Here is a 24122-nt window from a genome sequence, read left to right on the forward strand (position 1 = left end):
CGTTCCCAGATTCCGCCCCGACCCTGAACGGAGGGGCCTCAAGACGCGCCCGCACATTCATGATTGGGGGAACAGTGAAAACTGCAGGCTCACTAGCGCCAATGAGACGGCTCGGGATGTTCGCCGTTATCGGGGCCACCGCGCTGTCCGTCGCGGCGTGCGGCAGCTCGAACACGGCTACACCCTCCGCGCCCGCGGGTCCGACGGGCTCCACGACGGCGCAAGCACAGGCACCCACGCAGGCGCCCTCGCCGACACCGGCGCCGGGCGGCAACGGCAGGGTCGCCGGCCTGATCGCATCGGTGACGGGCAACACGGCTCAGGTCACCCAACAAAACGGCAATGCCACTGTGGATTTCACCCCGTCGACCCAGGTCAGTGAGGTGACCTCGGCCGCGCTGAGCGACGTAACCACGGGCAGCTGCGTCAGCGTGCGGCCGGCCCGCGGCGAATCCCAAGGCGCGCAATCCATCACCGCCAAATCGGTTCGCGTCAGCCCCGCCGTCGACGGCAGATGCTCGACGGGTTCGCCAAGCTCCGGGCCGTCGCCCTCGAAGGGGCCGGGCGGGCACGGTGGCGTCGGCGGCACGGTGGCGTCCGTCGCCGGCGACACGATCACCGTCAACGGTAACGACGGTACTGCCCCGACCACGGTCGCGGTGACCGACAAGACCCGATACAGCAAGCAGGCGTCGGCCGGCACGCAGTCGATCGCCCAGGGGAAGTGCATGACGGCGCAGGGCAGCCTGGACGGTAGCGGTGCGATACAGGCGACGACCATCAATCTGCGACCGGCGCATGACGGCGCATGCCCCGGCGAGGGCGGCCCGCATCACGGGCACGGCGGGTAAGCCGTCCCCGGGGCCGCCGCGGGCCTCAACCACCCCCAACAGCGTCACCCTCGCAGGTACCGAAACCAGCCGAAACACCACCCAGACGGTCGCGACCCTGACCGACCAGACCGCGTACTGGAAGCTGACCACGGCCATTCCCGCGGCGCCCAGGCCGATTCGCCCGAACGCCGACCGCAGCAACCCATTCCCGGCATATATTTTGGGGTGACTTGGTCGTATCGTGCTGCCAAGGGGCTATCAGGTGAGGAACGACACCGATGAGGAAGTTACCCGCAGCGACCGTCGCGGTGGCGGCAGCGGCTATCGCACTGGCGGCGTCGGCGTCGGCCGATCCGATGCGGCCCGATCAGCTGGTGAACGGGACATACACGATCCACATCACCGATGGAAATTTCCCGGATATGCGATACCAGGCCACGTCCTGCGGCATCGGCTGCGTCCAGATCAGCTTCTCCAACGCCACCGGCCAGGGCCAGTTTTACGCCGATCGGTGGCACGTGACTTTTCCGCCCAATCCGGCTGCGTGGCTCTGTCCTGGCGGGTCGGCCCACGGCGGCGTTGACAACTTGGCCTGGGACCCCGCCACGGGGGATGGCACGTTGACCGTCACTCGCAACGCCGCCGCCTGCGGATATCCGGACCACGGCAGCGAAATAATCTCGCACCCCGTCGCCGTGACCAGGGGTGGCAATTCGGGGCAGCCAACGGCTCTCCCGCCCATCGCCCCCTGGTAGCCCCGGGGAACGCGGTCGCGCCTAAACGGTGAAGCCCAGGGCACGCAGCTGTTCGCGCCCGTCTTCGGTGATTTTGTCCGGACCCCACGGCGGGTTCCACACCCAGTTGATCCGCAGGTCGTTGACCAGGCCGCTGCCAATCAGCGCGCTGCGCGACTGGTCTTCGATGACGTCGGTCAGTGGGCAGGCCGCCGAGGTCAGCGTCATGTCGAGCAGGGCGACCTTGCCCTCGTCGCCCTCTTCGACGTTCAGGCCGTAGACCAATCCGAGGTCGACGACGTTGATGCCCAGTTCGGGGTCGACGACGTCGCGCATCGCCTCTTCGAGATCGAAGAGGAATTCGTCATCGGGTGCACTCGTCTCGCTCATCGTTGGTCCTCCTCAACAGCGTGGCTGGCTTGAGCCAGTGCGTCTTTGAACGCCATCCATCCCAGCAGCGCGCATTTCACCCGCGCCGGATACTTTGCGACACCGGCGAAAGCGATCCCGTCGCCCAGGACGTCTTCGTCTCCCTCGACGTTGCCACGTGAGGAAATCATTTCGTTGAAAGCGGTGACGATTTTCATCGCCTCGCCCACACTGCGGCCGATCACCTGCTCGGTGAGCACCGATGTCGCCGCCTGGCTGATCGAACAGCCTTGGCCGTCGTAGGAGACGTCGACGACGTTCTCGCCGTCGACGGACAACGTCACGCGCAGCGTGACCTCGTCACCGCAGACCGGGTTGACGTGAGATACCTGCGCGCCGAAGGGTTCTCGCAGTCCGCGGTGCTGCGGGCGTTTGTAGTGATCGAGGATCACTTCCTGATACATCTGCTCAAGCCGCATGACTCACGCCCTCGTGAAGAAGTCGAGGGATCGCCGCACGCCGGCCACCAGGCGGTCGACCTCGTCGGCGGTGTTGTAGACCGCGAACGACGCCCGCGCGGTGGCCGCGACGGCGAACCTGCGGTGCAGCGGCAACGCGCAGTGGTGGCCGACCCGTACCGCGACGCCTTCGTCATCGAGTACCTGGCCGACGTCGTGCGCGTGCACACCGTCGACGACGAAAGAGATTGGGGATCCACGGTTTTCCATCGAGGACGGTCCGATGATACGCACGGCGTCGATACCCGACAGGCCCTCGATGGCCGCGCCGACCAGCTCACGTTCGTGGGCTTCGACGGCGTGCATACCGAGGGCGCCGAGATAGCGTGTCGCGGCGGCCAGGCCCACCACTTGGGACGTCATCGGAGTGCCCGCCTCGAAACGCTGCGGTGCGGCGGCATACGTGGTGGATTCCATAGAGACCGTCTCGATCATCGACCCGCCGGTGAGGAAGGGCGGCAACGCGGAGAGCAGCTCGCGGCGGCCGTACAGCACGCCGATACCGTTGGGGCCCAACATCTTATGTCCGGAGAACGCAGCGAAGTCGACGTCGAGCGCGTGGAAGTCGACGGGCTGGTGCGGCACCGACTGGCAGGCATCCAGCACCGTCAGCGCACCCACGGCCCTGGCCCGGGCGACCAGCTCGGCCACCGGGGCCACCGCGCCCGTCACGTTCGAGTGGTGGCTGAACGTAATGACTTTCACGCGTTCATCGAGCTGCAGCGAGTCCAGGTCGATGCGCCCGTCATCGGTGACGCCATACCATCTCAGCGTCGCCCCGGTGCGCCGGGCGAGCTCCTGCCACGGGACCAGGTTGGCATGGTGTTCGAGCTCGGTGGTGACGATGATGTCACCGGGCCCGACGGCTCGGTCGAACCGGTTGTCCCCCAGCACGTATGACAACAGGTTGAGTGATTCGGTGGCGTTCTTGGTGAAGACCAGCTCGTCGGGCTCGGCGCCGACGAATGCCGCGATGTCCGCGCGGCCCTGCTCGTAGGCGTCGGTCGCCTCTTCCATCATCTGGTGCGCGCCGCGGTGCACCGCACCGTTGGACGTCAGCAGAAATTCCCGCTCGGCGTCGAGCACCTGCAGCGGACGCTGTGAGGTGGCACCGGAATCCAGGTACGCCAACTGGTTTCCCCCGCGCATGATGCGCTTCAAGATCGGGAAATCGGCGCGGATCGCGGCGAGGTCCAAAGGCGTCGCGGAGGTGGTCATGCTTACGCCCCCGTGGCCGCCGCTTGTGCGAAGCGCACGTAGCCGTTTTGCTCGAGTTCGTCGGCCAGTTCCGGGCCGCCGGATTCGGCGATGCGCCCACCGACGAAGACATGCACGTATTCCGGCCGGATGTAGCGCAGGATGCGGGTGTAGTGCGTGATCAACAGCACTCCCCCGTGCTCGGTTTCGGCGTAGCGGTTCACGCCCTCGCTGACCACACGCAGCGCGTCGACGTCCAGGCCGGAGTCGGTTTCGTCCAGGATCGCGATCTTGGGCTTGAGCAGCTCGAGCTGCAGGATCTCGTGGCGCTTCTTCTCGCCACCGGAGAAACCCTCGTTTACGTTGCGTTCGGCGAAGACCGGGTCGATTTCCAGTGAGCCCATCGCCGCCTTGACCTCTTTGACCCAGTGCCGCAGCTTCGGGGCCTCGCCCCGCACGGCGGTCGCCGCCGAGCGCAGGAAGTTCGACACCGATACGCCGGGCACCTCGACGGGGTACTGCATGGCCAGGAAGATGCCGGCCCGCGCGCGCTCGTCGACGCTCATTGCCAGCACGTCTTCGCCGTCCAGCGTGATCGATCCCGAGGTCACCCGGTACTTGGGGTGGCCAGCGATGGCGTAGGACAGCGTGGACTTGCCCGAGCCGTTGGGGCCCATCAAGGCATGTGTCTCACCGGATTTCACGGTCAGGTCGACGCCGTTGAGGATCGGGATCTCGGTGGCTTCCGGGGTCTCGACGCTGACGTACAGATCTTTGATTTCCAGAGTGGTCATGAAGCCGTTGTCTTTTCCGTTGCTTGTAATTCTGTGATGGCCAGTTCGTGTTCGATCGCCGCGGTGAGGCGTTCCCGCAGTTCGGGCACCGCGATCTTGGAGATGATTTCGCCGAAGAAGCCGCGGATCACCAGTCGGCGGGCCTGCTCCTCCGGGATGCCGCGCGAACGCAGGTAGAACAGCTGCTCGTCGTCGAAACGACCCGTCGCACTGGCATGTCCGGCACCGACGATCTCGCCGGTCTCGATCTCCAAGTTGGGCACCGAGTCAGCGCGCGCGCCGTCGGTGAGCACCAGGTTGCGGTTCACCTCGAAGGTGTCGGTACCGGTCGCCTCGGCACGGATCAGCACGTCGCCCACCCACACGGTGTGTGCGTCGGGCAGCGACGAGGACGGATCTCCTTGCAGCGCACCCTTATACAGCACACTCGACTTGCAGTTGGGGTGAGCGTGGTCGACCAGCAACCGGGACTCGAGGTGCTGGCCGTCGTCGGCGAAGTACAGCCCAAGCAGTTCGGCGTCCCCGCCCGCGGCGGTGTACCGCACGTTGGCCGACATCCGTACCACCTCGCCGCCCAGTGTGACGGCGACGTGGCGCAGCACCGCGTCCTTGCCGAGCCGCGCGTGGTGCGCGCTCACGTGGACCGTGTCGTCGGCCCAGTCGGCGATCCACACCACGGTGAGCCGGGCCGCGTCGTCGACGATGAATTCGACATTGTCGGCGTAGGTTCCACTGCCGCGATGGTCGATCACCACGACGGCCTCGCCGAGTTCTTCGACGCGAATCTGCAGATGCCCGTAGGCCACCGCACCGTCACCGGGCCCGGCGACGGTGATGTTCACCGGCGCGGCGACCTGGGTGTCGCGTCCGACGGTGACCACCGTCGCGGAGTTGAACGAAGAAAATGCCTGGGCCGCAACGCGGTCGGTGGGCACGCCACCCTGGCCCAGCCGTTCGTCGCCACGACGGACGACCTCGGTCTGCACGCCGGCCTGCTCGCCGACAGTGATCTGCGCCTTGCCGGTGGCCGCCGCCGAGCCGTCGTGCAGCCCACGCAGCCGGCGCAGCGGAGTGAACCGCCAGAGTTCGTCGCGACCGTGCGGGACCTCGAAGGCATCCACGTCGAAGGACGCGAACAGCTCCCCTTTGTTCAGTGCGGATCCTTGCGCAGCGGTCATCCGACCGCGCCCTCCATCTGCAATTCGATCAGCCGGTTGAGCTCCAGCGCGTACTCCATCGGCAGTTCCTTGGCGATCGGCTCGACAAAGCCGCGCACGACCATCGCCATTGCCTCGTCCTCGGTCAGCCCGCGGCTCATCAGGTAGAAGAGCTGGTTCTCGCTGACCTTCGACACGGTGGCCTCATGACCCATCGTGACGTCGTCCTCGCGGATGTCGACATAGGGGTAGGTGTCGCTGCGGCTGATCGAATCGACCAGCAGCGCATCGCATTTCACGCTGGAGCGGGATCCGTGCGCGCCCTTGTTCACCTGCACCAGGCCGCGGTAGGAGGTGCGGCCACCACCGCGGGCCACCGACTTGGACACGATGTTGCTCGACGTGTTGGGGGCCAGATGCAGCATCTTGGCGCCGGTGTCCTGGTGCTGGTCTACGCCGGCGAAGGCCACCGACAAGACCTCACCCTTGGCGTGCTCGCCGGTCATCCAGACCGCCGGGTACTTCATGGTCACCTTCGACCCGATGTTGCCGTCGACCCATTCCATGGTGGCACCGGTTTCCGCCCGAGCCCGCTTGGTGACCAGGTTGTAGACGTTGTTCGACCAGTTCTGGATGGTCGTATAGCGAACGCGCGCATGCGGTTTCACGATGATCTCGACGACCGCGGAGTGCAGCGAGTCCGACTTGTAGATCGGCGCGGTACAGCCCTCGACGTAGTGCACGTAGGAACCCTCGTCGGCGATGATCAGCGTCCGCTCGAACTGGCCCATGTTCTCGGTGTTGATCCGGAAGTAGGCCTGCAGCGGGATGTCGACGTGCACACCGGGCGGGATGTAGATGAACGAACCACCGCTCCACACCGCGGTGTTCAGCGCGGAGAACTTGTTGTCCCCGGCCGGGATCACGGTGCCGAAGTACTCCTGGAAGATCTCGGGGTGCTCGCGCAGCGCCGTGTCGGTGTCCAGGAAGATGACGCCCAGCTTCTCCAGATCCTCACGGATGGAGTGGTAGACGACTTCGGACTCGTACTGCGCGGCGACACCGGAGACCAGCCGCTGCTTCTCGGCCTCCGGGATGCCCAGCTTGTCGTAGGTGTTCTTGATGTCCGCGGGCAGATCGTCCCAGGTCGCGGCCTGCTTCTCGCTGGAGCGCACGAAGTACTTGATGTTGTCGAAGTGGATGCCCTCGAGGTTGGAGCCCCAGTTCGGCATCGGCTTGCGGTCGAAGATGCGCAGCGCCTTCAGCCGGGTCGCCAGCATCCACTCGGGCTCGCTCTTCTTCGCGGAGATGTCGCGAACCACCGCCTCGGACAACCCGCGCTGTGCGCTGGCGCCGGCGACGTCAGAGTCCGCCCAGCCGTAGCCGTACCTGCCCAGCGATTCGATCGCCTGCTCCTGCGTCAGCGGCGCAGCAGGCACAGAACCCTTGGTGACCTCTGGTGTGAGTGTCATACGGACGCTCCTTTGGTGCTCGTAATGTGCGGGCGCAGGCTGGGCGCCACGGGCGGTGCTAGGTCGTGCTCGGTGCCTGGCTCGCTGCCTGAGTGAGCGGCACATGGGTGGTACAGGCGCAATCGCCGTTGACGATGGTCGCAAGCCGCTGCACGTGGGTTCCGAGGACCTCGGCCATGGCTTGCTGTTCGGCCTCGCACAGCTCCGGGAATTCCTCGGCGACGTGCGACACCGGGCAGTGGTGCTGGCAGATCTGCACGCCGTTCAGCGGTGGTCCGACTCGCGTCGTGGTCGCGACATAGCCGGCCTGGGTCAGCGCACCGGCGACCCGCTCGGCGGCGGCCTCGACATCGGTGTCGTCGGCACTGTCGGCCGGCTGGACACCAGCCAGGATCGTGTCGATGCGGCGCCGGGCGAACGCCTGCAACGCACCCTGGCCGCCGATTTCGCGCAGTTGGCGCATTGCCGCGGCCGCCAGGTCGTCGTAGGCGTGGTCCAGCTTGGCTCGGCCGGCGGACGTCAGCCGGTAGCGGCGGGCGGGTCGCCCGCGGCCGGCCTGCTGCCAGGCCGCGGCCGGCGCCGACTCGGCGTCGCCCGCCTCGATCAGGGCGTCAAGATGACGGCGCACCCCGGCGGCCGCCAGGCCAAGCCGGTCGCCGATCTCGCTGACGGTGATCGATCCGGACTCCAGCAACAGGCGCACGATGGCGCGCCGGGTGTGACCATCCGGCACCGCAGCGGGTACCACTGCGGTCTCGTCGCTGGTCTGGATTTTCACAACACCAGTGTGACGCAATTCGAGAGATCGGTCTAGCAAGGGTGCCCTGAGTTGGGGCCCCCTACGGGGTGGTTCTGCTCACACCACCGGCACCGCCCGGCCGTCTCGTCACATCCGGCTACGCTGCACTGATGGCAGCCCGCCACCACTCGCTGAGCTCCTCGATCGCCAGTTTGCACGGCGACGAGCAGGCTGTGGGCTCGCCGCTGAACGCTACCGAACTCACCGCGTTGCAGCGCACCCGCCTCTTCGGCGCCACCGGCACCGTCCTGATGGCGATCGGCGCCCTGGGCGCGGGCGCCCGGCCGGTCGTTCAGGACCCCACGTTCGGGGTCCGGTTACTCAACCTGCCGTCGCGCATTCAAACGGTGGCGCTGACGATGACCACCGTCGGGGCGGTGATGATGACGCTCGCGTGGCTGATGCTGGGCCGATTCGCGCTGGGCAAGCGGCAGATGTCGCGCGGCGCGCTGGATCGCACCCTGGTGCTGTGGATGCTGCCGCTGCTGATCGCGCCGCCGATGTACAGCAAGGACGTCTACTCCTACCTGGCGCAGAGCCAGATCTCGCTCGAGGGCCTCGATCCCTACAAGGTGGGGCCCGCGTCGGGACTCGGTCTCGGCCACGTGTTCACCCTTTCGGTGCCCAGCGTGTGGCGGGAGACGCCGGCCCCCTACGGTCCATTGTTCTTGTGGATCGGGCGTGGCATCTCGGCCCTGACCGGGGAGAACATCGTCGCCGCCGTGCTGTGCCACCGCGTGGTGGTACTGGCCGGCGTGGTGATGATCGTGTGGGCGGTGCCGCGGCTGGCCCGGCGCTGTGGCGTCGGCGAGGTCAGCGCCCTGTGGCTGGGCGCGGCCAACCCGCTGCTGATCATGCATCTGGTCGCCGGCATCCACAACGAGGCGCTGATGCTCGGGTTGATGCTCATCGGTGCCGAATTCGCCCTGCGCGGCATCGATTCCCCGCGACTGCGGCCCAAGTCGTGGCGCATCGGCGCGGACTGGGAACCGTTGGGCATGCTGCTGGCCGGCAACATCCTGATCACCCTGTCGTCGCAGGTGAAGTTGCCGTCGCTGCTGGCGCTGGGATTCATCACGATGGCGCTGGCCTACCGCTGCGGGGGCACCCTGCGCGCGCTGCTGCTGACCGGCGGCGCGATGGGGGTGTTGTCGCTGGCGGTGATGGCCCTGGTGGGGTGGGCGAGCGGGCTCGGGTTCGGCTGGGTCTTCACGCTGGGCACGGCGAACGTGGTCCGCAGCTGGATGTCCCCGCCGACGCTGCTGGCCCTGGCCACCGGTCAGGTGGGGATTCTGCTGGGCTTGGGCGATCACACCACGGCCATCTTGGCGCTGACCCGCTTCATCGGCGTGCTGATCATCATGGTGCTGGTCAGTTGGCTGTTGCTGGCCACATTCCGCGGCAAGTTGCACCCGATCGGCGGCCTCGGCGTCGCGCTGGGCATCTGCGTGTTGCTGTTTCCCGTCGTGCAGCCCTGGTACCTGCTGTGGGCCTTCATTCCGTTGGCCGCCTGGGCGACTCGACCAGGATTCCGGATCGCCGTCATCTTCGTCACCCTCGTCATCGGGATCTTCGGCCCGACGGCCAACGGCGACCGTTTCGCGCTGTTCCAGATCGTGGACGCCACCCTGGCCAGCACGGCTGTCGTGGCCTTACTCGTCGCCCTCACCTACACCCGGTTGCCTTGGCGGCCACTGCAGTTGAAGCCGCCCGAAATCCCCGAACCCGATCCCCCGCCGGTCAGGACCGAGGCCGCCGTCCCGGTGTCTCCTGTGCCCCCGCCGCCGACGGCGGCGCCCGACGCCTACGCTGACTCGACGTGAGTCCGGGCGTCCAAGTCCCCCGAGCCCGCGAAACAGTGGTGCGGCTGCGCGGGGTGAGCAAGCACTACGGGTCGACGACGGCCGTCTCCGATCTCGATCTGGAAGTCCACGCGGCCGAGGTGCTGGCCCTGTTGGGCCCCAACGGCGCGGGCAAGACGACGACGGTCGAGATGTGCGAAGGCTTCGTGCGCCCGGACGCCGGCACCATCGAGGTGCTGGGACTGGATCCCGTCGCCGACAACGCCCGGCTGCGGGCCCGCATCGGGGTGATGTTGCAGGGCGGCGGCGGCTATCCCGCGGCACGCGCCGGGGAAATGCTCGACCTGGTCGCCGCTTACGCCGCCGATCCGCTGGACCCGCAATGGCTACTGGCAACGCTGGGCCTGACGGATGCCGCCCGCACCACCTATCGGCGGCTCTCCGGCGGCCAGCAGCAGCGGCTTGCGCTGGCCTGCGCGCTGGTCGGACGGCCCGAACTGGTGTTCCTCGACGAGCCCACGGCGGGCATGGATGCGCACGCGCGACTGCTGGTTTGGGAATTGATCGACGCCCTGCGCCGCGACGGTGTGACGGTGGTGCTCACCACCCACCAACTCAAGGAGGCCGAAGAGCTCGCCGATCGGCTGGTCATCATCGACCACGGCGTGACGGTGGCCGCAGGGACCCCGGCAGAGCTCATGAGCAGGGGCGCCAAAGACCAGTTGCGGTTCACTGCCCCACCCCGCCTCGATCTGTCCCTGCTCGTGGCGGCGCTGCCGGAGGACTATAAGTCGGCCGAGGTGACCCCGGGCGAATACCTGGTCGAAGGACCGATCGACCCGCAGGTGCTGGCGACCGTTACGGCGTGGTGTGCGCGAATCGATGTGCTGGCAACCAACATGCGGGTGGATCAGCGCAGTCTCGAGGACGTGTTCTTGGATCTGACCGGCCGGGAAGTACGGCAATGACGAGCGGTTCGGTTTTTCCCCCCGGCACCTTCACCCCCGACCCGCGTCCCAATGCGGTGCCGAAAATGCTTGCCGCCCAATTCGGCTTGGAGTTGAAGCTGTTGCTGCGCAACGGCGAACAACTGCTGCTCACCATGTTCATCCCGATCACGCTGCTGGTCGGACTCACGCTGTTGCCGTTTGGTTCGTTCGGCGAGAACCGCGCCGCGACCTTTGTTCCGGTCATCATGGCGCTGGCGGTGATCTCGACGGCGTTCACCGGGCAGGCGATCGCGGTGGCGTTCGACCGGCGTTACGGTGCGCTCAAACGTCTTGGCGCCACGCCGCTTCCGGTCTGGGGGATCATCGCGGGCAAGTCGCTCGCGGTTGTTTTCACGGTATTCCTGCAGTCGATCATCTTGGGCGCCATCGGTTTCGCGCTGGGCTGGCGGCCCGCCCCGGCCGCCCTCGCACTGGGTGCAGCCGTCATCGCGCTGGGCACCGCCGGGTTCGCGGCGCTGGGCCTGCTACTCGGCGGAACGTTGCGCGCCGAGATCGTCCTCGCGCTCGCCAACCTGTTGTGGTTCGTCTTCGCCGGGCTCGGCGCGCTGACCCTCGAGACGAACATGATCCCGACAGCGGTCAAATGGGCGGCCCGGCTCACCCCGTCCGGCGCCCTCACCGAGGCGCTGTCGCAGGCGATGACGCTGTCGGTCGACTGGTTCGGTCTCGTCGTCCTGGCGGTGTGGGGCGCGGTGGCCGCGCTTGCCGCGCTGCGTTGGTTCCGCTTCACCTGACGGTCCCGTACTACGGGCCGTAGTTTTCGGTGCCCTACGATCGGGCGGTGCCCGTCGGACGAGTGCTGCTGCGGTTGGTGGACCTGCTCCCCAACCCGAGCCTGCGTGTCCAACGGGTGATTGCCGCGATCGTGATCTTCACCCAGGGCGGCATCGCCGTCACCGGCGCCATCGTGCGGGTCACCGCGTCGGGGCTGGGCTGTCCGACCTGGCCGCAATGCTTCCCCGGCAGCTTCGTGCCGGTGGCCGTAGCCGAGGTGCCGCGCGTGCACCAGGCCGTCGAGTTCGGCAACCGGTTGATCAGCATCGCGGTGGTGCTCGCGGCGGCCTTGGCCGTGCTGGCCGAGACCCGGGCCCGCCGCCGGCGTGAGGTGCTGGTGTACGCGTGGCTGATGCCGGTGTCGACACTGGTGCAGGCCGTCATCGGCGGCATCACCGTGCGCACCGGGCTGTTGTGGTGGACCGTCGCCATTCACCTGCTGGTGTCGATGACGATGGTGTGGCTGTCGGTGCTGCTCTACGTCAAGGTCGGCGAACCCGACGACGGCGTGGTCCGTGATCGGGTGGCCCGGCCGCTGCGGGTGCTTACCGCGCTGACGGCGGCGAACCTGGCGGTGGTGCTGGTCACCGGCACACTGGTGACCGCCGCAGGCCCGCATGCGGGAGACCGCAGCCCCAGCCGGACGGTGCCGCGGCTGAAGGTTGAGATCATCACCCTGGTGCACATGCATTCATCGCTGCTGGTTTCGTATCTGGCCCTACTGGTGGGGCTGGGCTTCGGGCTGTTCGCCGTGGGAGCTGCCCGGGCGGTCCTGCTGCGGCTGGGCGTGCTGCTCGCGCTCGTGTGCTTACAGGCGGCCGTCGGCACCACGCAGTACTTCACCGGAGTCCCCGCCGCCCTGGTCGCCGTGCACGTCGCCGGTGCGGCGGCATGCACCGCCGCGACGGCGGCGCTATGGGCGTCGATGCGAGAGCGGGCCCAGCCCCAGCCGGTGCAGGGCTGACTCGACGGCCAGGGCGAAGTCGCGCTGGGCCAGGCCGCGGACGTCGGCGTCCAACCGCCGCCACCCCAGCGACGGCGCGATGAGATCGAGGCTGACCAGTCGGTCCCCATTCACGTCGACCCGCGCCTGCAGCAGCTCGCTCGCGGCGATCCCGACGCATTCGGCGGCCGCCGCCAAGGCGGCGTGACCGACATCCCAAATGTCGAACTCCGGCTCAGCCGAGCCGCTTTCGGTGAAGGCGTGCGATTGTCGGCCGCCGAGAAAGATCAGCGCCGTCTGCGCTGGCTCGTCAGGCTGGGTCGGCACACCGGCGTCCTCGATGTCGCCCAGGTAACGATCGTTGAGATTCCAGGCGATCGCGGCCGGCGGGTTCAGCAGGTTGGCCACCGTTCGGGTCCATCCCAAGAACTCCTCGCGCCGCTCGGCGGGGCCTTCGGCGGCCCGCAGTATGACCAGATCCGCGCTACCGGTCGCCGAGTCATCCCAGGACAACCAGCGAGCGTGCAGACCACGGGCCCGCAGGGCGGCGACCAGCCCGGCATCCTCGCGACGGCCCCTGGGATGTTGCGGACTACCGGCAAGCACGATGCGCGGATGGAAGACGTCTGGCCGGGCGAGCTTCATGCCCGGGCATGATAGCCACATGCACGCAATCGAAATCAGCGAAACCGGCGGGCCGGAGGTCCTGCGCTACGTCGAAACCCCGCGGCCCACCCCTGGGGCCGGCGAGGTACTGATCAAAGCCGAGGCCATCGGTGTCAACTACATCGACACGTACTTCCGCTCGGGGCAGTACCAACGACAGTTGCCGTTCATCATCGGCCAGGAGACGTGCGGCACCGTCGTCGACATCGGCGCGGGCGTCGACGGTTTTCGCATCGGCGAACGGGTGGTCTCCGCCGCGGTGTCCGGCGGTTATGCCGAATTCACCGCCGCGCCAGCATCATTGACCGCGAAGGTGCCAGACGGCGTGGCATCCGATGTGGCGGCTTCGGCGCTGCTGAAGGGCTTGACCGCGCACTACCTGCTGAAGTCGGTGTATCCGGTGCAGCGCGGCGACACGGTGTTGGTGCATGCCGGCGCGGGGGGTGTCGGACTGATTTTGACGCCGTGGGCTCATCTACTCGGGGCCCGGGTCATCACCACCGTCTCGACCCCGGAGAAAGACCGGCTCTCGCGACAGGCGGGCGCCGACGAGGTGCTCCCCTACCCGGAGGACGCCGCGGAATTCGGCAAGCAGATTCGGGCGCTCACCGACGGCGCGGGCGTGGCCGCGGTGTACGACGGCGTCGGGGCCACCACCTTCGACGCGAGTCTGGCCAGCCTGGCCGTCCGCGGAACGCTGGCGCTGTTCGGCGCCGCCAGCGGACCAGTTCCGCCCGTCGACCCGCAGCGCCTCAATGCCGCCGGTTCGGTGTTTCTGACCCGGCCGTCGCTGGCGCACTTCATCCGCTCCGGCGAGGAATTCAGTTGGCGTGCAAGCGAACTGTTCGAGGCGATCGCCGGAGGCGCGATCAACGTGGAGGTCGGCGGACGCTATCCACTGGCCGAGGCGGCCCGCGCCCACGAGGACCTGCAGGGCCGCAAGACGACCGGCTCCCTAGTGCTGATCCCTTAGGTCACATTCGCCACACTGGCCTCAGCGGAGAAGGATTCGCCTGTTTCGCAAAGCGATATCAAATGCGCTATCGCTTTGCGAAACTCGGTGCCCGCACATTCGGCGATACCCAAGTGGCGGAAGTGATTCAGGCCGACGTCGTCAGAGCAGCGTCGGCAGCGCGATCACCGAGTCGACAGCCAGCGCGCAGAACACCACCGCCAGGTAGTTGTTCGATTGCAGGAACAGCCGCAGCGGCTTGACCGGCTCTCCGGCGCGCACCCCGGCGTCGAGTTGATGCGCCATCGCCAGGAACCACACCCCGGCAACCACAGCGACGGCCGCGTACAGCCAGCCGGCCGCCAGCGCCAGGACCAACGTCGCGAGCACGGTCAGCCAGGTGTAGATCAGGATCTGCTTGGTGACCTGCTGCTCGGTCGCCACAGCGGGCAGCATCGGCACGCCGGCCGCCTTGTAGTCGTCCTTGTACCGCATCGCCAGCGCCCAGGTGTGCGGCGGCGTCCAGAAGAAAATGATCGCGAACATCGCCAACGCCGGCCAGCCGATGGTGCCGGTGACGGCAGACCACCCGATCATCACCGGCATGCACCCGGCCGCACCGCCCCAGACGACGTTCTGCGACGTCCGGCGCTTGAGCAACAGCGTGTAGACAAAGACGTAGAACGCGATGGTGGCGATCGCGAGCAATCCCGACAGCAGGTTTGTCGTCCGCCAGAGCCAAAAGAACGAGGCAACCGTGAGCACCAGGCCGAGCGCCAGGGCATTGCGGGTGGGCACCGCCGCACGCGCCAGCGGCCGGCGAGCCGTGCGCTTCATCAGCTTGTCGATGTCGGCGTCGGCCACACAGTTCAGCGTGTTGGCGCCGCCGGCGGCCAGCATCCCGCCGATCAACGTGTTGAGAATCAGCAGCGGATGCACCTCACCGCGATGCGCAAGCAGCATGGCCGGTATGGCGGTGACCAGCAGCAGCTCGATAACTCGGGGCTTTGTCAACGCCAGATAAGCCAGCACGGTGCCACGTACTTGGCTCGGCGCGACGCGCCCGCGAACGCTCACGCAATAACTCCTCGGGGTCGCAGCGGCGCGCAGCATCTACTACGCACGATGGTAGACCGGGAGCCCGCGGCGGCGGGGCCCCAGGGTCGATTCATACAGAATTTCCCGGATACCGGACTAAACGCAAACCGCTCGACGCCTGCGCGCCACCTCGGCGAGCGGCCGCAGATGAATACCCGGAATCCTGCACTGCAAACGCTGGCACTCGCGCACTAGGGTGAGGATTGATCAGCTTCATGACCCAAGAGGATTGAGTCTGTGACGACACTCGAAGACATCTCCACTCTCACCCAGCCCCGCCACCCCGACGACTGGACCGAGATCGATACGGCCGCAGTCGACACCGTCCGGGTGCTCGCCGCCGACGCGGTGCAGAAGGTCGGTAACGGGCACCCCGGGACGGCGATGAGCCTGGCTCCGTTGGCCTACACCCTGTTCCAGCGCGCGATGACCCACGATCCCAGCGACGTGCACTGGCTGGGACGCGACCGGTTCGTCTTGTCGGCGGGGCACAGCAGCCTCACGCTGTACCTGCAGCTCTATCTCGGCGGGTTCGGCCTGGAGCTGTCGGACATCGAGTCGCTGCGGACCTGGGGCTCGAAGACTCCCGGGCACCCGGAGTTCCGGCACACCAAGGGTGTTGAGATCACCACCGGCCCGCTCGGCCAAGGCCTGGCGTCGTCCGTCGGGATGGCGATGGCGGCACGCTACGAGCGCGGACTGTTCGACCCGGATGCGGCGCCGGGAGAAAGCCCGTTCGATCACTACATCTACGTGATCGCGTCGGACGGGGACATCGAAGAGGGCGTGACCTCCGAAGCATCGTCGCTGGCCGCCGTGCAGCAACTGGGCAACCTCATCGTGTTCTACGACCACAACCAGATCTCCATCGAGGACGACACCGACATCGCGCTGTGCGAGGACACCGCGGCCCGCTACCGGGCCTACGGCTGGCACGTCCAAGAAGTGGAGGGCGGCGAGAACGTCGTCGGGATCGAAGAGGCCATCGCCAACGCCAAGGCCGTCACCGACAAGCCGTCGTTCATCTCGCTGCGCACCATCATCGGCTACCCGGCGCCCAACCTGATGAACACCGGCAAGGCACACGGCGCGGCGCTGGGCGACGAGGAGATCGCCGCGGTCAAGAACATCCTGGGATTCGACCCGGACAAGACCTTCGAGGTCCGCGACGAGGTCATTGCCCACACCCGCAAGCTGGTGGATCGGGGCAAGGAAGCGCACGAGAAGTGGCAGGCAGAGTTCGACGCCTGGGCGCAGCGCGAACCCGAACGCAAGGCACTGCTGGACCGGCTGACCGCCGAGGAACTGCCCGACGGCTGGGACGCCGACATCCCGCACTGGGAACCCGGCTCGAAGCCGCTGGCCACCCGCGCGGCGTCCGGCAAGGTGCTCTCCGCGGTGGGACCCAAACTCCCCGAGCTGTGGGGCGGCTCGGCCGACCTGGCCGGCAGCAACAACACCACCATGGATGGCGTGAAATCCTTTGGCCCGCCGTCGATTACGACCAAGGACTACACCGCCGACTGGTATGGCCGCACCCTGCACTTCGGAATTCGCGAACACGCGATGGGCGCCATCCTGTCCGGCATCGTGCTGCATGGACCGACCCGCGCCTACGGCGGAACGTTCTTGCAGTTCTCCGACTACATGCGCGGGGCGGTGCGGCTGGCCTCGCTGATGGACATCGACACCATCTACGTGTGGACGCACGATTCGATCGGCCTGGGCGAAGACGGACCGACCCACCAGCCGATCGAGCACCTCGCGGCACTGCGCGCGATTCCGAAGCTGTCGGTGGTCCGGCCGGCCGATGCCAACGAAACCGCCTACGCGTGGCGGACGATCCTGGCGCGCGGCAATGGCAGCGGCCCGGTCGGGTTGATCCTGACCCGCCAGGGTGTGCCGGTGCTCGAGGGCACCAACATCGAGGGCGTCGCCCGGGGCGGTTATGTGCTGGGCGAGGCCGAAGAAGACGAGCCCGACGTGGTCTTGATCGGCACCGGCTCCGAGGTCCAACTCGCGGTGGAGGCCGCGAAGTTGTTGGCGGACAAGGACATCATCGCGCGGGTAGTATCGATGCCCTGCGTCGAATGGTTCGAGTCCCAGCCGTCCGACTACCGCGACAGCGTGCTGCCGCCGTCGGTATCGGCCCGGGTGGCTGTCGAAGCGGGCATCGCGCAGCCGTGGCACAAGCTGGTCGGCGACACCGGGAAAATCGTCTCGATCGAGCACTACGGCGAATCCGCCGACGCCAAGACATTGTTCCGCGAGTTCGGCTTTACCGCCGAAGCCGTCGCTGCCGCCGCGGAACAGGTAGTCGATAACTAAGAGAAGGAAATTCGTATGACTCAGAACGCCAACCTCGCCGCGCTCAGCGCCGCGGGAGTATCCGTGTGGCTGGATGACCTGTCGCGCGAGCGGCTGCAGTCCGGCAACCTGCAGGAGCTGATCGACACCAAGAGCATCGTCGGCGTCACCACCAACCCGTCGATCTTCCAGGCCGCGTTCGCCCACGGCGACTCCTATGACGGCCAGATCGCCGAGCTCGCCGAGCGCGGTGCCGACGTCGACGCCACCATTCGCACCATCACCACCGACGATGTCCGCACCGCGTGCGACGTGCTCGCCCCGCAGTGGGAGGCCTCGGGCGGGGTCGACGGCCGGGTTTCCATCGAGGTCGACCCGCGGCTGGCCAACGAAACCGAGAAGACCGTCGCGCAGGCCATCGAGCTGTGGAAGATCGTCGACCGGCCGAACCTGCTGATCAAGATCCCCGCCACCGAGGCCGGCCTGCCGGCCATCACCGCCGTTCTGGCGGAAGGGATTTCGGTCAACGTCACGCTGATCTTCTCGGTCGAGCGGCACCGCGCGGTGATGGACGCCTACCTGGCCGGCTTGGAGAAGGCCCGCGAGGCGGGACACGACCTGTCCAAGATCCACTCCGTCGCGTCGTTCTTCGTCTCCCGCGTGGACACCGAAATCGACAAGCGCCTGGAGAAGATCGGCTCCGAAGACGCGCTTGCGCTGCGCGGCCAGGCCGGCGTCGCCAACGCCCGGCTGGCCTACGCCGCTTACCAGGAGGTCTTCGAGGGCGGCCAGCGTTACCAGGGCCTGCAGGCCGACGGAGCGCGGGTGCAGCGCCCGCTGTGGGCGTCCACCGGCGTGAAGAACCCCGACTACTCCGACACCCTCTACGTCACCGAGCTGGTCGCGCCCAACACGGTAAACACCATGCCCGAGAAGACACTTGACGCGGTCGCCGACCACGGGGTGATCACCGGCGACACGATCACCGGCACGGCCGCGGCGGCGCAGGAAGTATTCGACAAGGTGTCGGCGATCGGCGTCGACTTGACGGATGTCTTCCTGGTTCTGGAGAACGAGGGCGTGGAGAAGTTCGTCGCATCGTGGACCGATCTGCTGTCCGAGACACAGAAGCAACTGAGCTCCGCTGACAAATGAGCAAGCGCGTTGATGCCGCGCAGTGGAGTAATCCACTGCGCGACAAAGACGACAAGCGATTGCCCCGGATCGCGGGGCCGTGTGCGTTGGTGCTGTTCGGCGTCACCGGCGACCTGGCCCACAAAAAAGTGGTGCCGGCCATCTACGACCTGGCCAACCGCGGGTTGCTGCCACCGAACTTCTCGCTGGTCGGATTCGGCCGTCGCGACTGGGATCACGACGCCTTCGCTCAGGTCATTCACGACGACGTCAAGCAATACTGTCGCACTCCGTTCCGCCAAGCGGTGTGGGAGCGTCTAGCCGACGGATTACGTTTTGTGCGAGGCGAGTTCGACGACGAGGCCGCTTTCGGGCGACTGGCCGAGACGCTGGAGAAGCTCGACGCCGAGCGCGGCATCGGCGGGAATCACGCCTTCTACCTGGCGATCCCACCCAAGTCGTTTCCGGTGGTCTGCGAACAGCTGCACTCCTCGGGCCTGGCCCGACCAGTTGAGGACAGGTGGAGCCGGGTCGTCATCGAGAAGCCGTTCGGCCATGACCTGGACAGCGCACGCGATCTCAACCACGTGGTGAACTCCGTCTTCCCCGAGGAGTCGGTGTTCCGCATCGACCACTACCTGGGCAAGGAGACGGTCCAGAACATCCTGGCGTTGCGATTTGCCAACCAGCTCTGGGATCCGATCTGGAACGCGCACTACGTCGACCACGTGCAGATCACCATGGCCGAAGACATCGGCCTGGGCGGACGTGCCGGGTACTACGACGGCATCGGTGCCGCGCGCGACGTCATCCAGAACCACCTGATGCAGCTACTGGCGCTCACCGCGATGGAGGAGCCGGTGAGCTTCACTCCCGATGCGTTGCAGGCCGAGAAGATCAAGGTGCTCTCGGCGACCCGGCCGGCGGAGCCGCTCGACGAGACCAGCAGCAGGGGCCAGTACGCGGCCGGCTGGCAGGGCGGCGAAGAGGTCGTCGGCCTCCTTGACGAGGAAGGCTTCGCCAAGGACTCCGTCACCGAGACGTTCGCCGCCATCACGCTCGAAGTGGACACCCGCCGCTGGGCCGGCGTGCCGTTCTATCTGCGGACCGGAAAACGACTGGGCCGCAGGGTGACCGAGATCGCATTGGTCTTCAAGCGCGCGCCACATCTGCCGTTCGACGCCACCATGACCGACGAACTCGGCAGCAACGCCCTCGTCATCCGGGTGCAGCCGGACGAAGGAATCACACTGCGGTTCGGTTCGAAGGTCCCCGACAGCGCCATGGAAGTTCGCGACGTCAACATGGACTTCTCTTACGGCTCGGCGTTCGTGGAGGATTCACCGGAGGCCTACGAACGGCTGATCCTGGATGTGCTGCTCGGCGAGCCTTCCCTGTTCCCGGTGAATGCGGAGGTCGAATTGGCTTGGCAGATACTCGATCCCGTTCTCAACCATTGGGCAACACACGGCAAGCCCGACCCGTATGAGTCGGGCACCTGGGGGCCCGCGTCGGCCTTTGAGATGTTGCACCGGACCGGCCGGGAATGGCGGCGACCATGATTGTCGAGTTGCTGGACACGACCACCACCGCGGTCAACAAGAAGCTCGACGCGCTGCGCGAGGAGGCCGGCGTCGTCACGATGGGGCGAGTCGGGACGCTGATCATCAAGACCGACAACGACACCCTGCTCGAGGAATCGATCGAAGCGGCCAACGCCGCCACTCACGAACACCCGAGCCGGGTCATCGTTGTGGCGTCCGGAAGCGCCGATGCCACAGAGTCGCGACTTGATGCCCAGATTCGGCTCGGTAGCGACGCCGGCGGCGGGGAGGTCGTGGTGCTGCGCCTGTCCGGGCCGCTGGCCGACCACGCAGAAAGCGTCGTCACCCCGTTCCTGCTTCCTGACATCCCAGTGCTGGCGTGGTGGCCGTGCGCCGCCCCGGCGGTACCCGCGCAGGATCCGTTGGGCAAGTTGGCAATCCGGCGCATCACCGATGCGACCAACGGCGAGGATCCACCGGCGGCCATCAAGAGCCGGCTTTCCGGGTACACCGCCGGCGATACGGATCTCGCCTGGGCCCGCATCACCTACTGGCGGGCGCTGCTGGTTTCCGCGGTCGACCAGAAGCCGCACGAGCCGATCGAGTCGGCGCTGGTGTCCGGTCTGCAGAACGAACCCGCTCTCGACGTGCTGGCCGGCTGGCTGGCCAGCCGCATCGACGGTCCGGTCCGCCGGGTCGTCGGCGAACTCAAGGTCGAGCTGGAACGCAAGTCCGAGACCATCACGCTGAGCCGGCCGCAAGAGGGCACCACGGCCACGATCAGCCGAACCGGCCGCCCGGATGCCCTGGTTCCGTTGGCGCGCAGGGAAACTCGTGAGTGCCTGGCTGAAGACATGCGGCGGCTGGATGCTGATGCCATTTACTTCGCCGCCCTCGAAGGGATCGACAAGGTGCAATACGCATGAGCAACGTCGTTGAGGTCTTCCCGGACAGCGATGCCCTGGTCGAGGCCGCGGGCGCACGACTGGTCGACGCCATCCAGGCGGCGGTGGCAGCGAGGGGACGGGCCCTGATCGTGCTGACCGGCGGCGGCAACGGCATCGGATTGCTCAAGTACCTCGCCGGAAACTCCGAGCTGATCGACTGGTCGAAGGTGCATCTGTTCTGGGGCGACGAACGCTACGTGCCCGAGGACGACGGCGAGCGCAACGAGAAGCAGGCCCGTGAGGCGTTGCTCGATCACATCGACATCCCGTCGAGCCAGGTGCATCCCATGGCCGCCAGCGACGGCGAATTCGGAGCCGACCTGGCCGCCGCGGCACTGGCCTACGAGCAATTGCTGGCGGCCAACGCCGAGCCCGGTGAGCAAGTACCCAATTTCGACGTCCATCTGCTGGGCATGGGGCCCGAGGGCCACATCAATTCGTTGTTCCCGGACACGCCCGCCGTCCTGGAGACCAACCACGCCGTGGTCGCGGTCGACGACTCCCCCAAGCCGCCACCGCAGCGAATCACCTTGACATTGCCCGCTATTCGGCGTTCGCGTGAGGTCTGGCTGCTGGTCGCCGGGGCGGGTAAGGCCGACGCGGTGGCCGCCGCTCTCGGCGGCGCGCCGCCGGTGTCGATCCCGGCCGCTGGGGCGGTCGGGCTCGAGACCACGCTCTGGCTGCTCGACAAGGACGCCGCCGGCAAGCTGTAGTGGCTTTCCCCACACCGAGTTCCGGTCAAAATTGCGGTAGCTCAGGCAATTCGGCTATGACGTGTTGTGCCACGCTGGGTCCGTCGCTTGCGATATGACGACCTGACCGGTGATGCCGGTAGCCCCGTAGGAGCCGCCGGAGGAGACAGTGACGGTTTCGCCAGTCCCGACGCTGAGGACGCCGCCCGAGGCGACGGGCAGGCTGCCCCCAGAATCGACGGTGAGCGCGCCGGTGTCGATGGTAAAGGTGCCGGTGGAGGTGACTTGGAAGGTGCCGCCCGAGTCGACGGTGACGGTGCCGGCATCGGTGAAGATACCGGAGTCGGTCACGGTGGCGCCGGATTCGACCACGACGCTGCCACCCGAGTTGAGGGTCACCGTGCCGGCATCGGTGAAGGTGGAATTGACGTCGAGGAAACCGTTCTCGGTGAGGGTGCCGCCGTTCGCGACCGTCAGGGTTCCCCAGTCGGTGAGGGTGCCGGAATCGGTGAGGGTGCCGCCGGATTGGACTGTGAGTGCGCTACTGTCGTAAAGGGTTATGCCACCGCCACTCTGGTCGGTGAGGGTGCCACCGGACTCGATGATGTAGGACCCATTGCCCAAGCCGTACAAGTTGCCGCCGGACTGAATGTTGATGGTGCCGTAGTCCGCGACGCCGCCGTAGCAGTTGAACGTGCCGGCGTTCTCGACGGTGATGCCGCCGTAGTTGGTGAGGGTGGCACCGTCCTCGGTGGTGAAATAGGCGCCGACCTGGATGTCGACGGTACCGCCGGGGTTGACGGTCATGGTGCCGGCGTTGGTGATGTTGCCACCGTAGGCCTCGATGGTGATGTGACCGGAGTCGACCAGGGTGCCCTCGGGTCTGATGGCCAGATAGCCGCCGGAGTCGACGTTCAAGGTACCGCTGTTGGTCAGGGTGCCACCGTCGAGGGACAGATAGCCGCTGGGGCTGATTTCAAGAGTGCCGCCGGAGTCGACGGTCAGGCTGCCGCCGGACTGGATGAGGGTGCCCGTGTCGGTGAGGGTGGCGCCAGGTTCGACGGTGATGGTACCGCCCGAGTTGAGGGTGAGAGTACCGCCGGAGTCGATGGAACCGAATTCGCTGTTGTCGATGGTGAGCGCGCCGTAGTCGGTGATGGTACCGGAGTCGGTCAGGGTGCCGGTGACTTGAATTTCGAGGGTGCCACCGGAGTTGACGGTGATGGTACCGATATTGGTAAGGGTGCCGGCGTTGGTGAGCGTGCCGCTGACGGAGACGGTGCCGGTGTTGAGGAGGTTGGCGCCGGATTCGACCGTGACGGTGCCGGCGTTGGTGAGCGTGCCGGCGTTCACGAGGGTGCCGCCGGATTGGACGTCGATCGTGGCGCCGGAGTCGACGATGAGGGTGCCGCCGGATTGGACGTCGATGGTGCCACCGGATGCGACATCGATGGTGACGCCGTTTTGGACTTCGACGGTTTGGCCGGAGCTGACGACGTAGCCGCTGGTGACTGTCATGTTGTTGCTGATTGTGGTGGTGGGGGTGGTCATGCTGGTGGTGTTGGTGGTACTCAGCGCGCTATTGGTGGTACTAAGCGTGGTGTTCGTGCTGTTGGTGGTCCCGGCGCTGACGGTGCTCTGGGCGGGAGTTGTTGGCTGAGAGGTGGTGCTCGAGGCGAGCTGTAAAGGAGAATTGGCGCGGCTGCCGGTGGCGTTCCCGACGGATTGAGCCGCCGCGCGGGCCTGGTCCATCTGCCCGTTCTGGTTGGTGGTCTGCGGTGGCTGGCCGAACGACGTGAGGGTGGTCGCGGCCTGCGAAGCGCTGGCATACCCGTACATAGCGATGGTGTCTTGGGTCCACATCTCCATGTATTGGGCTTCGGTGGCCGCGATCGCCGGAGTGTTTTGCCCCAAAAAATTGGTGGCGATCAACGTCATTAACTGTGCGCGGTTGGCCGCGATCAGCGGCGGGGGCACGGTCATCGCATACGCCGCGTCGTAGGCCGCGGCCGCCCCGTAGGCCTGGGCGGCGGTCTGCCCGGCCGCAGCGGCGCTGGCCTGCAGCCACTCCACGTAGGGGGTCACCGCGGCCGTCATCAGCTCCGAGGACGGGCCAGCCCACGCCTGTCCCGTCAGCTGCGCGACCGTCGACGAGTAGCCGGCCGCAGTGGACTCCAGCTGAGCAGCCAGTGCCTCCCAGCTGGCGGCGTTGGAGAGCATCGGCGCCGACCCAGGCCCGGCATATATCAGCCCGCTGTTGACTTCCGGCGGCAGCAACCCAAAGTCCATGCCTGTTTATCTCTCTTTGTCCGATTGTTTGGCAGTCAAGCGTGGTGATTTGTCGGCGAGATTACCGCCATGTTTCCGGATTGAAGAGATA

General features: G+C 66.8%; 21 protein-coding genes and 1 pseudogene. 12 read left to right on the top strand and 10 right to left on the bottom strand.

Going from position 1 to position 24122, the window contains the following annotated elements:
* The first annotated feature begins 101 nt into the window (after positions 1–101).
* Entirely contained in the window at positions 102–851 is a 750-nt protein-coding gene (locus MNAB215_RS26710) for a DUF5666 domain-containing protein (RefSeq protein ID WP_108637708.1), read from the top strand.
* Between the two features lie 260 nt (positions 852–1111).
* Positions 1112–1588, top strand: coding sequence for a hypothetical protein (locus MNAB215_RS26720; protein WP_077081453.1), 477 nt, complete (start codon positions 1112–1114; stop codon positions 1586–1588).
* Between the two features lie 21 nt (positions 1589–1609).
* Here MNAB215_RS26720 and MNAB215_RS26725 read toward each other — a convergent pair whose 3' ends face one another.
* The 7 genes and pseudogenes from MNAB215_RS26725 to MNAB215_RS26755 all read right to left on the bottom strand — a co-directional run bounded on the left by MNAB215_RS26725 (position 1610) and on the right by MNAB215_RS26755 (position 7891).
* Complete coding sequence (locus tag MNAB215_RS26725; RefSeq protein ID WP_077081454.1) at positions 1610–1957, bottom strand: metal-sulfur cluster assembly factor; 348 nt, start codon at positions 1955–1957, stop codon at positions 1610–1612.
* Positions 1932–2415, bottom strand: a pseudogene (gene sufU, locus MNAB215_RS26730) (Fe-S cluster assembly sulfur transfer protein SufU). Before sufU ends, MNAB215_RS26725 begins: the two are co-directional and overlap by 26 nt.
* A 3-nt stretch (positions 2416–2418) precedes the next feature.
* Positions 2419–3672 carry a cysteine desulfurase gene (locus MNAB215_RS26735; protein ID WP_077081456.1) on the bottom strand — a complete coding sequence of 418 codons (1254 nt, stop codon included), beginning with the start codon at positions 3670–3672 and terminating at the stop codon, positions 2419–2421.
* A gap of 2 nt (positions 3673–3674) precedes the next feature.
* Positions 3675–4445, bottom strand: a complete 771-nt coding sequence (gene sufC, locus MNAB215_RS26740) for a Fe-S cluster assembly ATPase SufC (RefSeq protein WP_077081457.1) — start codon at positions 4443–4445, stop codon at positions 3675–3677.
* A complete protein-coding gene (sufD, locus tag MNAB215_RS26745; protein WP_077081458.1) occupies positions 4442–5623 on the bottom strand; it encodes a Fe-S cluster assembly protein SufD in 1182 nt (393 codons plus the stop codon). The genes sufC and sufD overlap by 4 nt, the downstream gene beginning before the upstream one ends.
* Entirely contained in the window at positions 5620–7074 is a 1455-nt protein-coding gene (gene sufB, locus MNAB215_RS26750) for a Fe-S cluster assembly protein SufB (protein WP_077081459.1), read from the bottom strand. Before sufB ends, sufD begins: the two co-directional genes overlap by 4 nt.
* A gap of 58 nt (positions 7075–7132) precedes the next feature.
* Complete coding sequence (locus tag MNAB215_RS26755) at positions 7133–7891, bottom strand: helix-turn-helix transcriptional regulator (protein ID WP_077081460.1); 759 nt, start codon at positions 7889–7891, stop codon at positions 7133–7135.
* 92 nt (positions 7892–7983) lie between these two features.
* Between MNAB215_RS26755 and mptB the strand changes: the two genes are divergently transcribed.
* Genes mptB through MNAB215_RS26775 form a run of 4 tightly spaced genes read left to right on the top strand, consistent with a single transcriptional unit; the run spans position 7984 to position 12423 of the window.
* Complete coding sequence (gene mptB / locus MNAB215_RS26760; RefSeq protein WP_077082367.1) at positions 7984–9696, top strand: polyprenol phosphomannose-dependent alpha 1,6 mannosyltransferase MptB; 1713 nt, start codon at positions 7984–7986, stop codon at positions 9694–9696.
* On the top strand, positions 9693–10643 hold the full coding sequence (locus MNAB215_RS26765) for an ABC transporter ATP-binding protein (protein ID WP_425436511.1): 951 nt from the start codon (positions 9693–9695) through the stop codon (positions 10641–10643). The genes mptB and MNAB215_RS26765 overlap by 4 nt, the downstream gene beginning before the upstream one ends.
* Positions 10640–11419 (top strand): ABC transporter permease, encoded by a 780-nt coding sequence (locus tag MNAB215_RS26770; protein ID WP_077081461.1) that lies wholly within the window; start codon positions 10640–10642, stop codon positions 11417–11419. Before MNAB215_RS26765 ends, MNAB215_RS26770 begins: the two co-directional genes overlap by 4 nt.
* A 29-nt stretch (positions 11420–11448) precedes the next feature.
* Complete coding sequence (locus MNAB215_RS26775; protein WP_425436512.1) at positions 11449–12423, top strand: COX15/CtaA family protein; 975 nt, start codon at positions 11449–11451, stop codon at positions 12421–12423.
* Here the strand turns inward: MNAB215_RS26775 and MNAB215_RS26780 are convergent.
* Complete coding sequence (locus tag MNAB215_RS26780; RefSeq protein ID WP_077081462.1) at positions 12373–13047, bottom strand: hypothetical protein; 675 nt, start codon at positions 13045–13047, stop codon at positions 12373–12375. The two genes, MNAB215_RS26775 and MNAB215_RS26780, sit on opposite strands and share 51 nt — an antisense overlap.
* Before the next feature lie 19 nt (positions 13048–13066).
* Here MNAB215_RS26780 and MNAB215_RS26785 point away from each other — a divergent pair, with 19 nt between their 5' ends.
* A complete protein-coding gene (locus MNAB215_RS26785; protein WP_077081463.1) occupies positions 13067–14041 on the top strand; it encodes a quinone oxidoreductase family protein in 975 nt (324 codons plus the stop codon).
* A gap of 141 nt (positions 14042–14182) precedes the next feature.
* Here the strand turns inward: MNAB215_RS26785 and MNAB215_RS26790 are convergent, their stop codons facing one another.
* On the bottom strand, positions 14183–15097 hold the full coding sequence (locus MNAB215_RS26790; RefSeq protein WP_077081464.1) for a heme o synthase: 915 nt from the start codon (positions 15095–15097) through the stop codon (positions 14183–14185).
* A gap of 258 nt (positions 15098–15355) precedes the next feature.
* On the opposite strand from MNAB215_RS26790, the gene tkt reads away from it, so the two are divergent.
* Genes tkt through pgl form a run of 5 tightly spaced genes read left to right on the top strand, consistent with a single transcriptional unit; the run spans position 15356 to position 21763 of the window.
* Positions 15356–17446 carry a transketolase gene (tkt, locus tag MNAB215_RS26795; protein ID WP_077081465.1) on the top strand — a complete coding sequence of 697 codons (2091 nt, stop codon included), beginning with the start codon at positions 15356–15358 and terminating at the stop codon, positions 17444–17446.
* Between the two features lie 15 nt (positions 17447–17461).
* The gene (gene tal / locus MNAB215_RS26800) at positions 17462–18580 is read left to right on the top strand and encodes a transaldolase (protein ID WP_077081466.1); all 1119 of its coding nucleotides are present in this window, start codon (positions 17462–17464) and stop codon (positions 18578–18580) included.
* Complete coding sequence (gene zwf, locus MNAB215_RS26805) at positions 18577–20121, top strand: glucose-6-phosphate dehydrogenase (protein ID WP_077081467.1); 1545 nt, start codon at positions 18577–18579, stop codon at positions 20119–20121. The genes tal and zwf overlap by 4 nt, the downstream gene beginning before the upstream one ends.
* Entirely contained in the window at positions 20118–21029 is a 912-nt protein-coding gene (gene opcA / locus MNAB215_RS26810) for a glucose-6-phosphate dehydrogenase assembly protein OpcA (RefSeq protein ID WP_077082370.1), read from the top strand. The genes zwf and opcA overlap by 4 nt, the downstream gene beginning before the upstream one ends.
* Positions 21026–21763 carry a 6-phosphogluconolactonase gene (gene pgl / locus MNAB215_RS26815; protein WP_077081468.1) on the top strand — a complete coding sequence of 246 codons (738 nt, stop codon included), beginning with the start codon at positions 21026–21028 and terminating at the stop codon, positions 21761–21763. Before opcA ends, pgl begins: the two co-directional genes overlap by 4 nt.
* A 54-nt stretch (positions 21764–21817) precedes the next feature.
* Here pgl and MNAB215_RS30620 read toward each other — a convergent pair whose 3' ends face one another.
* Complete coding sequence (locus tag MNAB215_RS30620) at positions 21818–24031, bottom strand: PPE family protein (protein WP_077081469.1); 2214 nt, start codon at positions 24029–24031, stop codon at positions 21818–21820.
* Positions 24032–24122 lie beyond the last annotated feature (91 nt).

It is taken from the genome of Mycobacterium numidiamassiliense (genome assembly GCF_900157365.1).
Lineage (GTDB): Bacteria > Actinomycetota > Actinomycetes > Mycobacteriales > Mycobacteriaceae > Mycobacterium > Mycobacterium numidiamassiliense.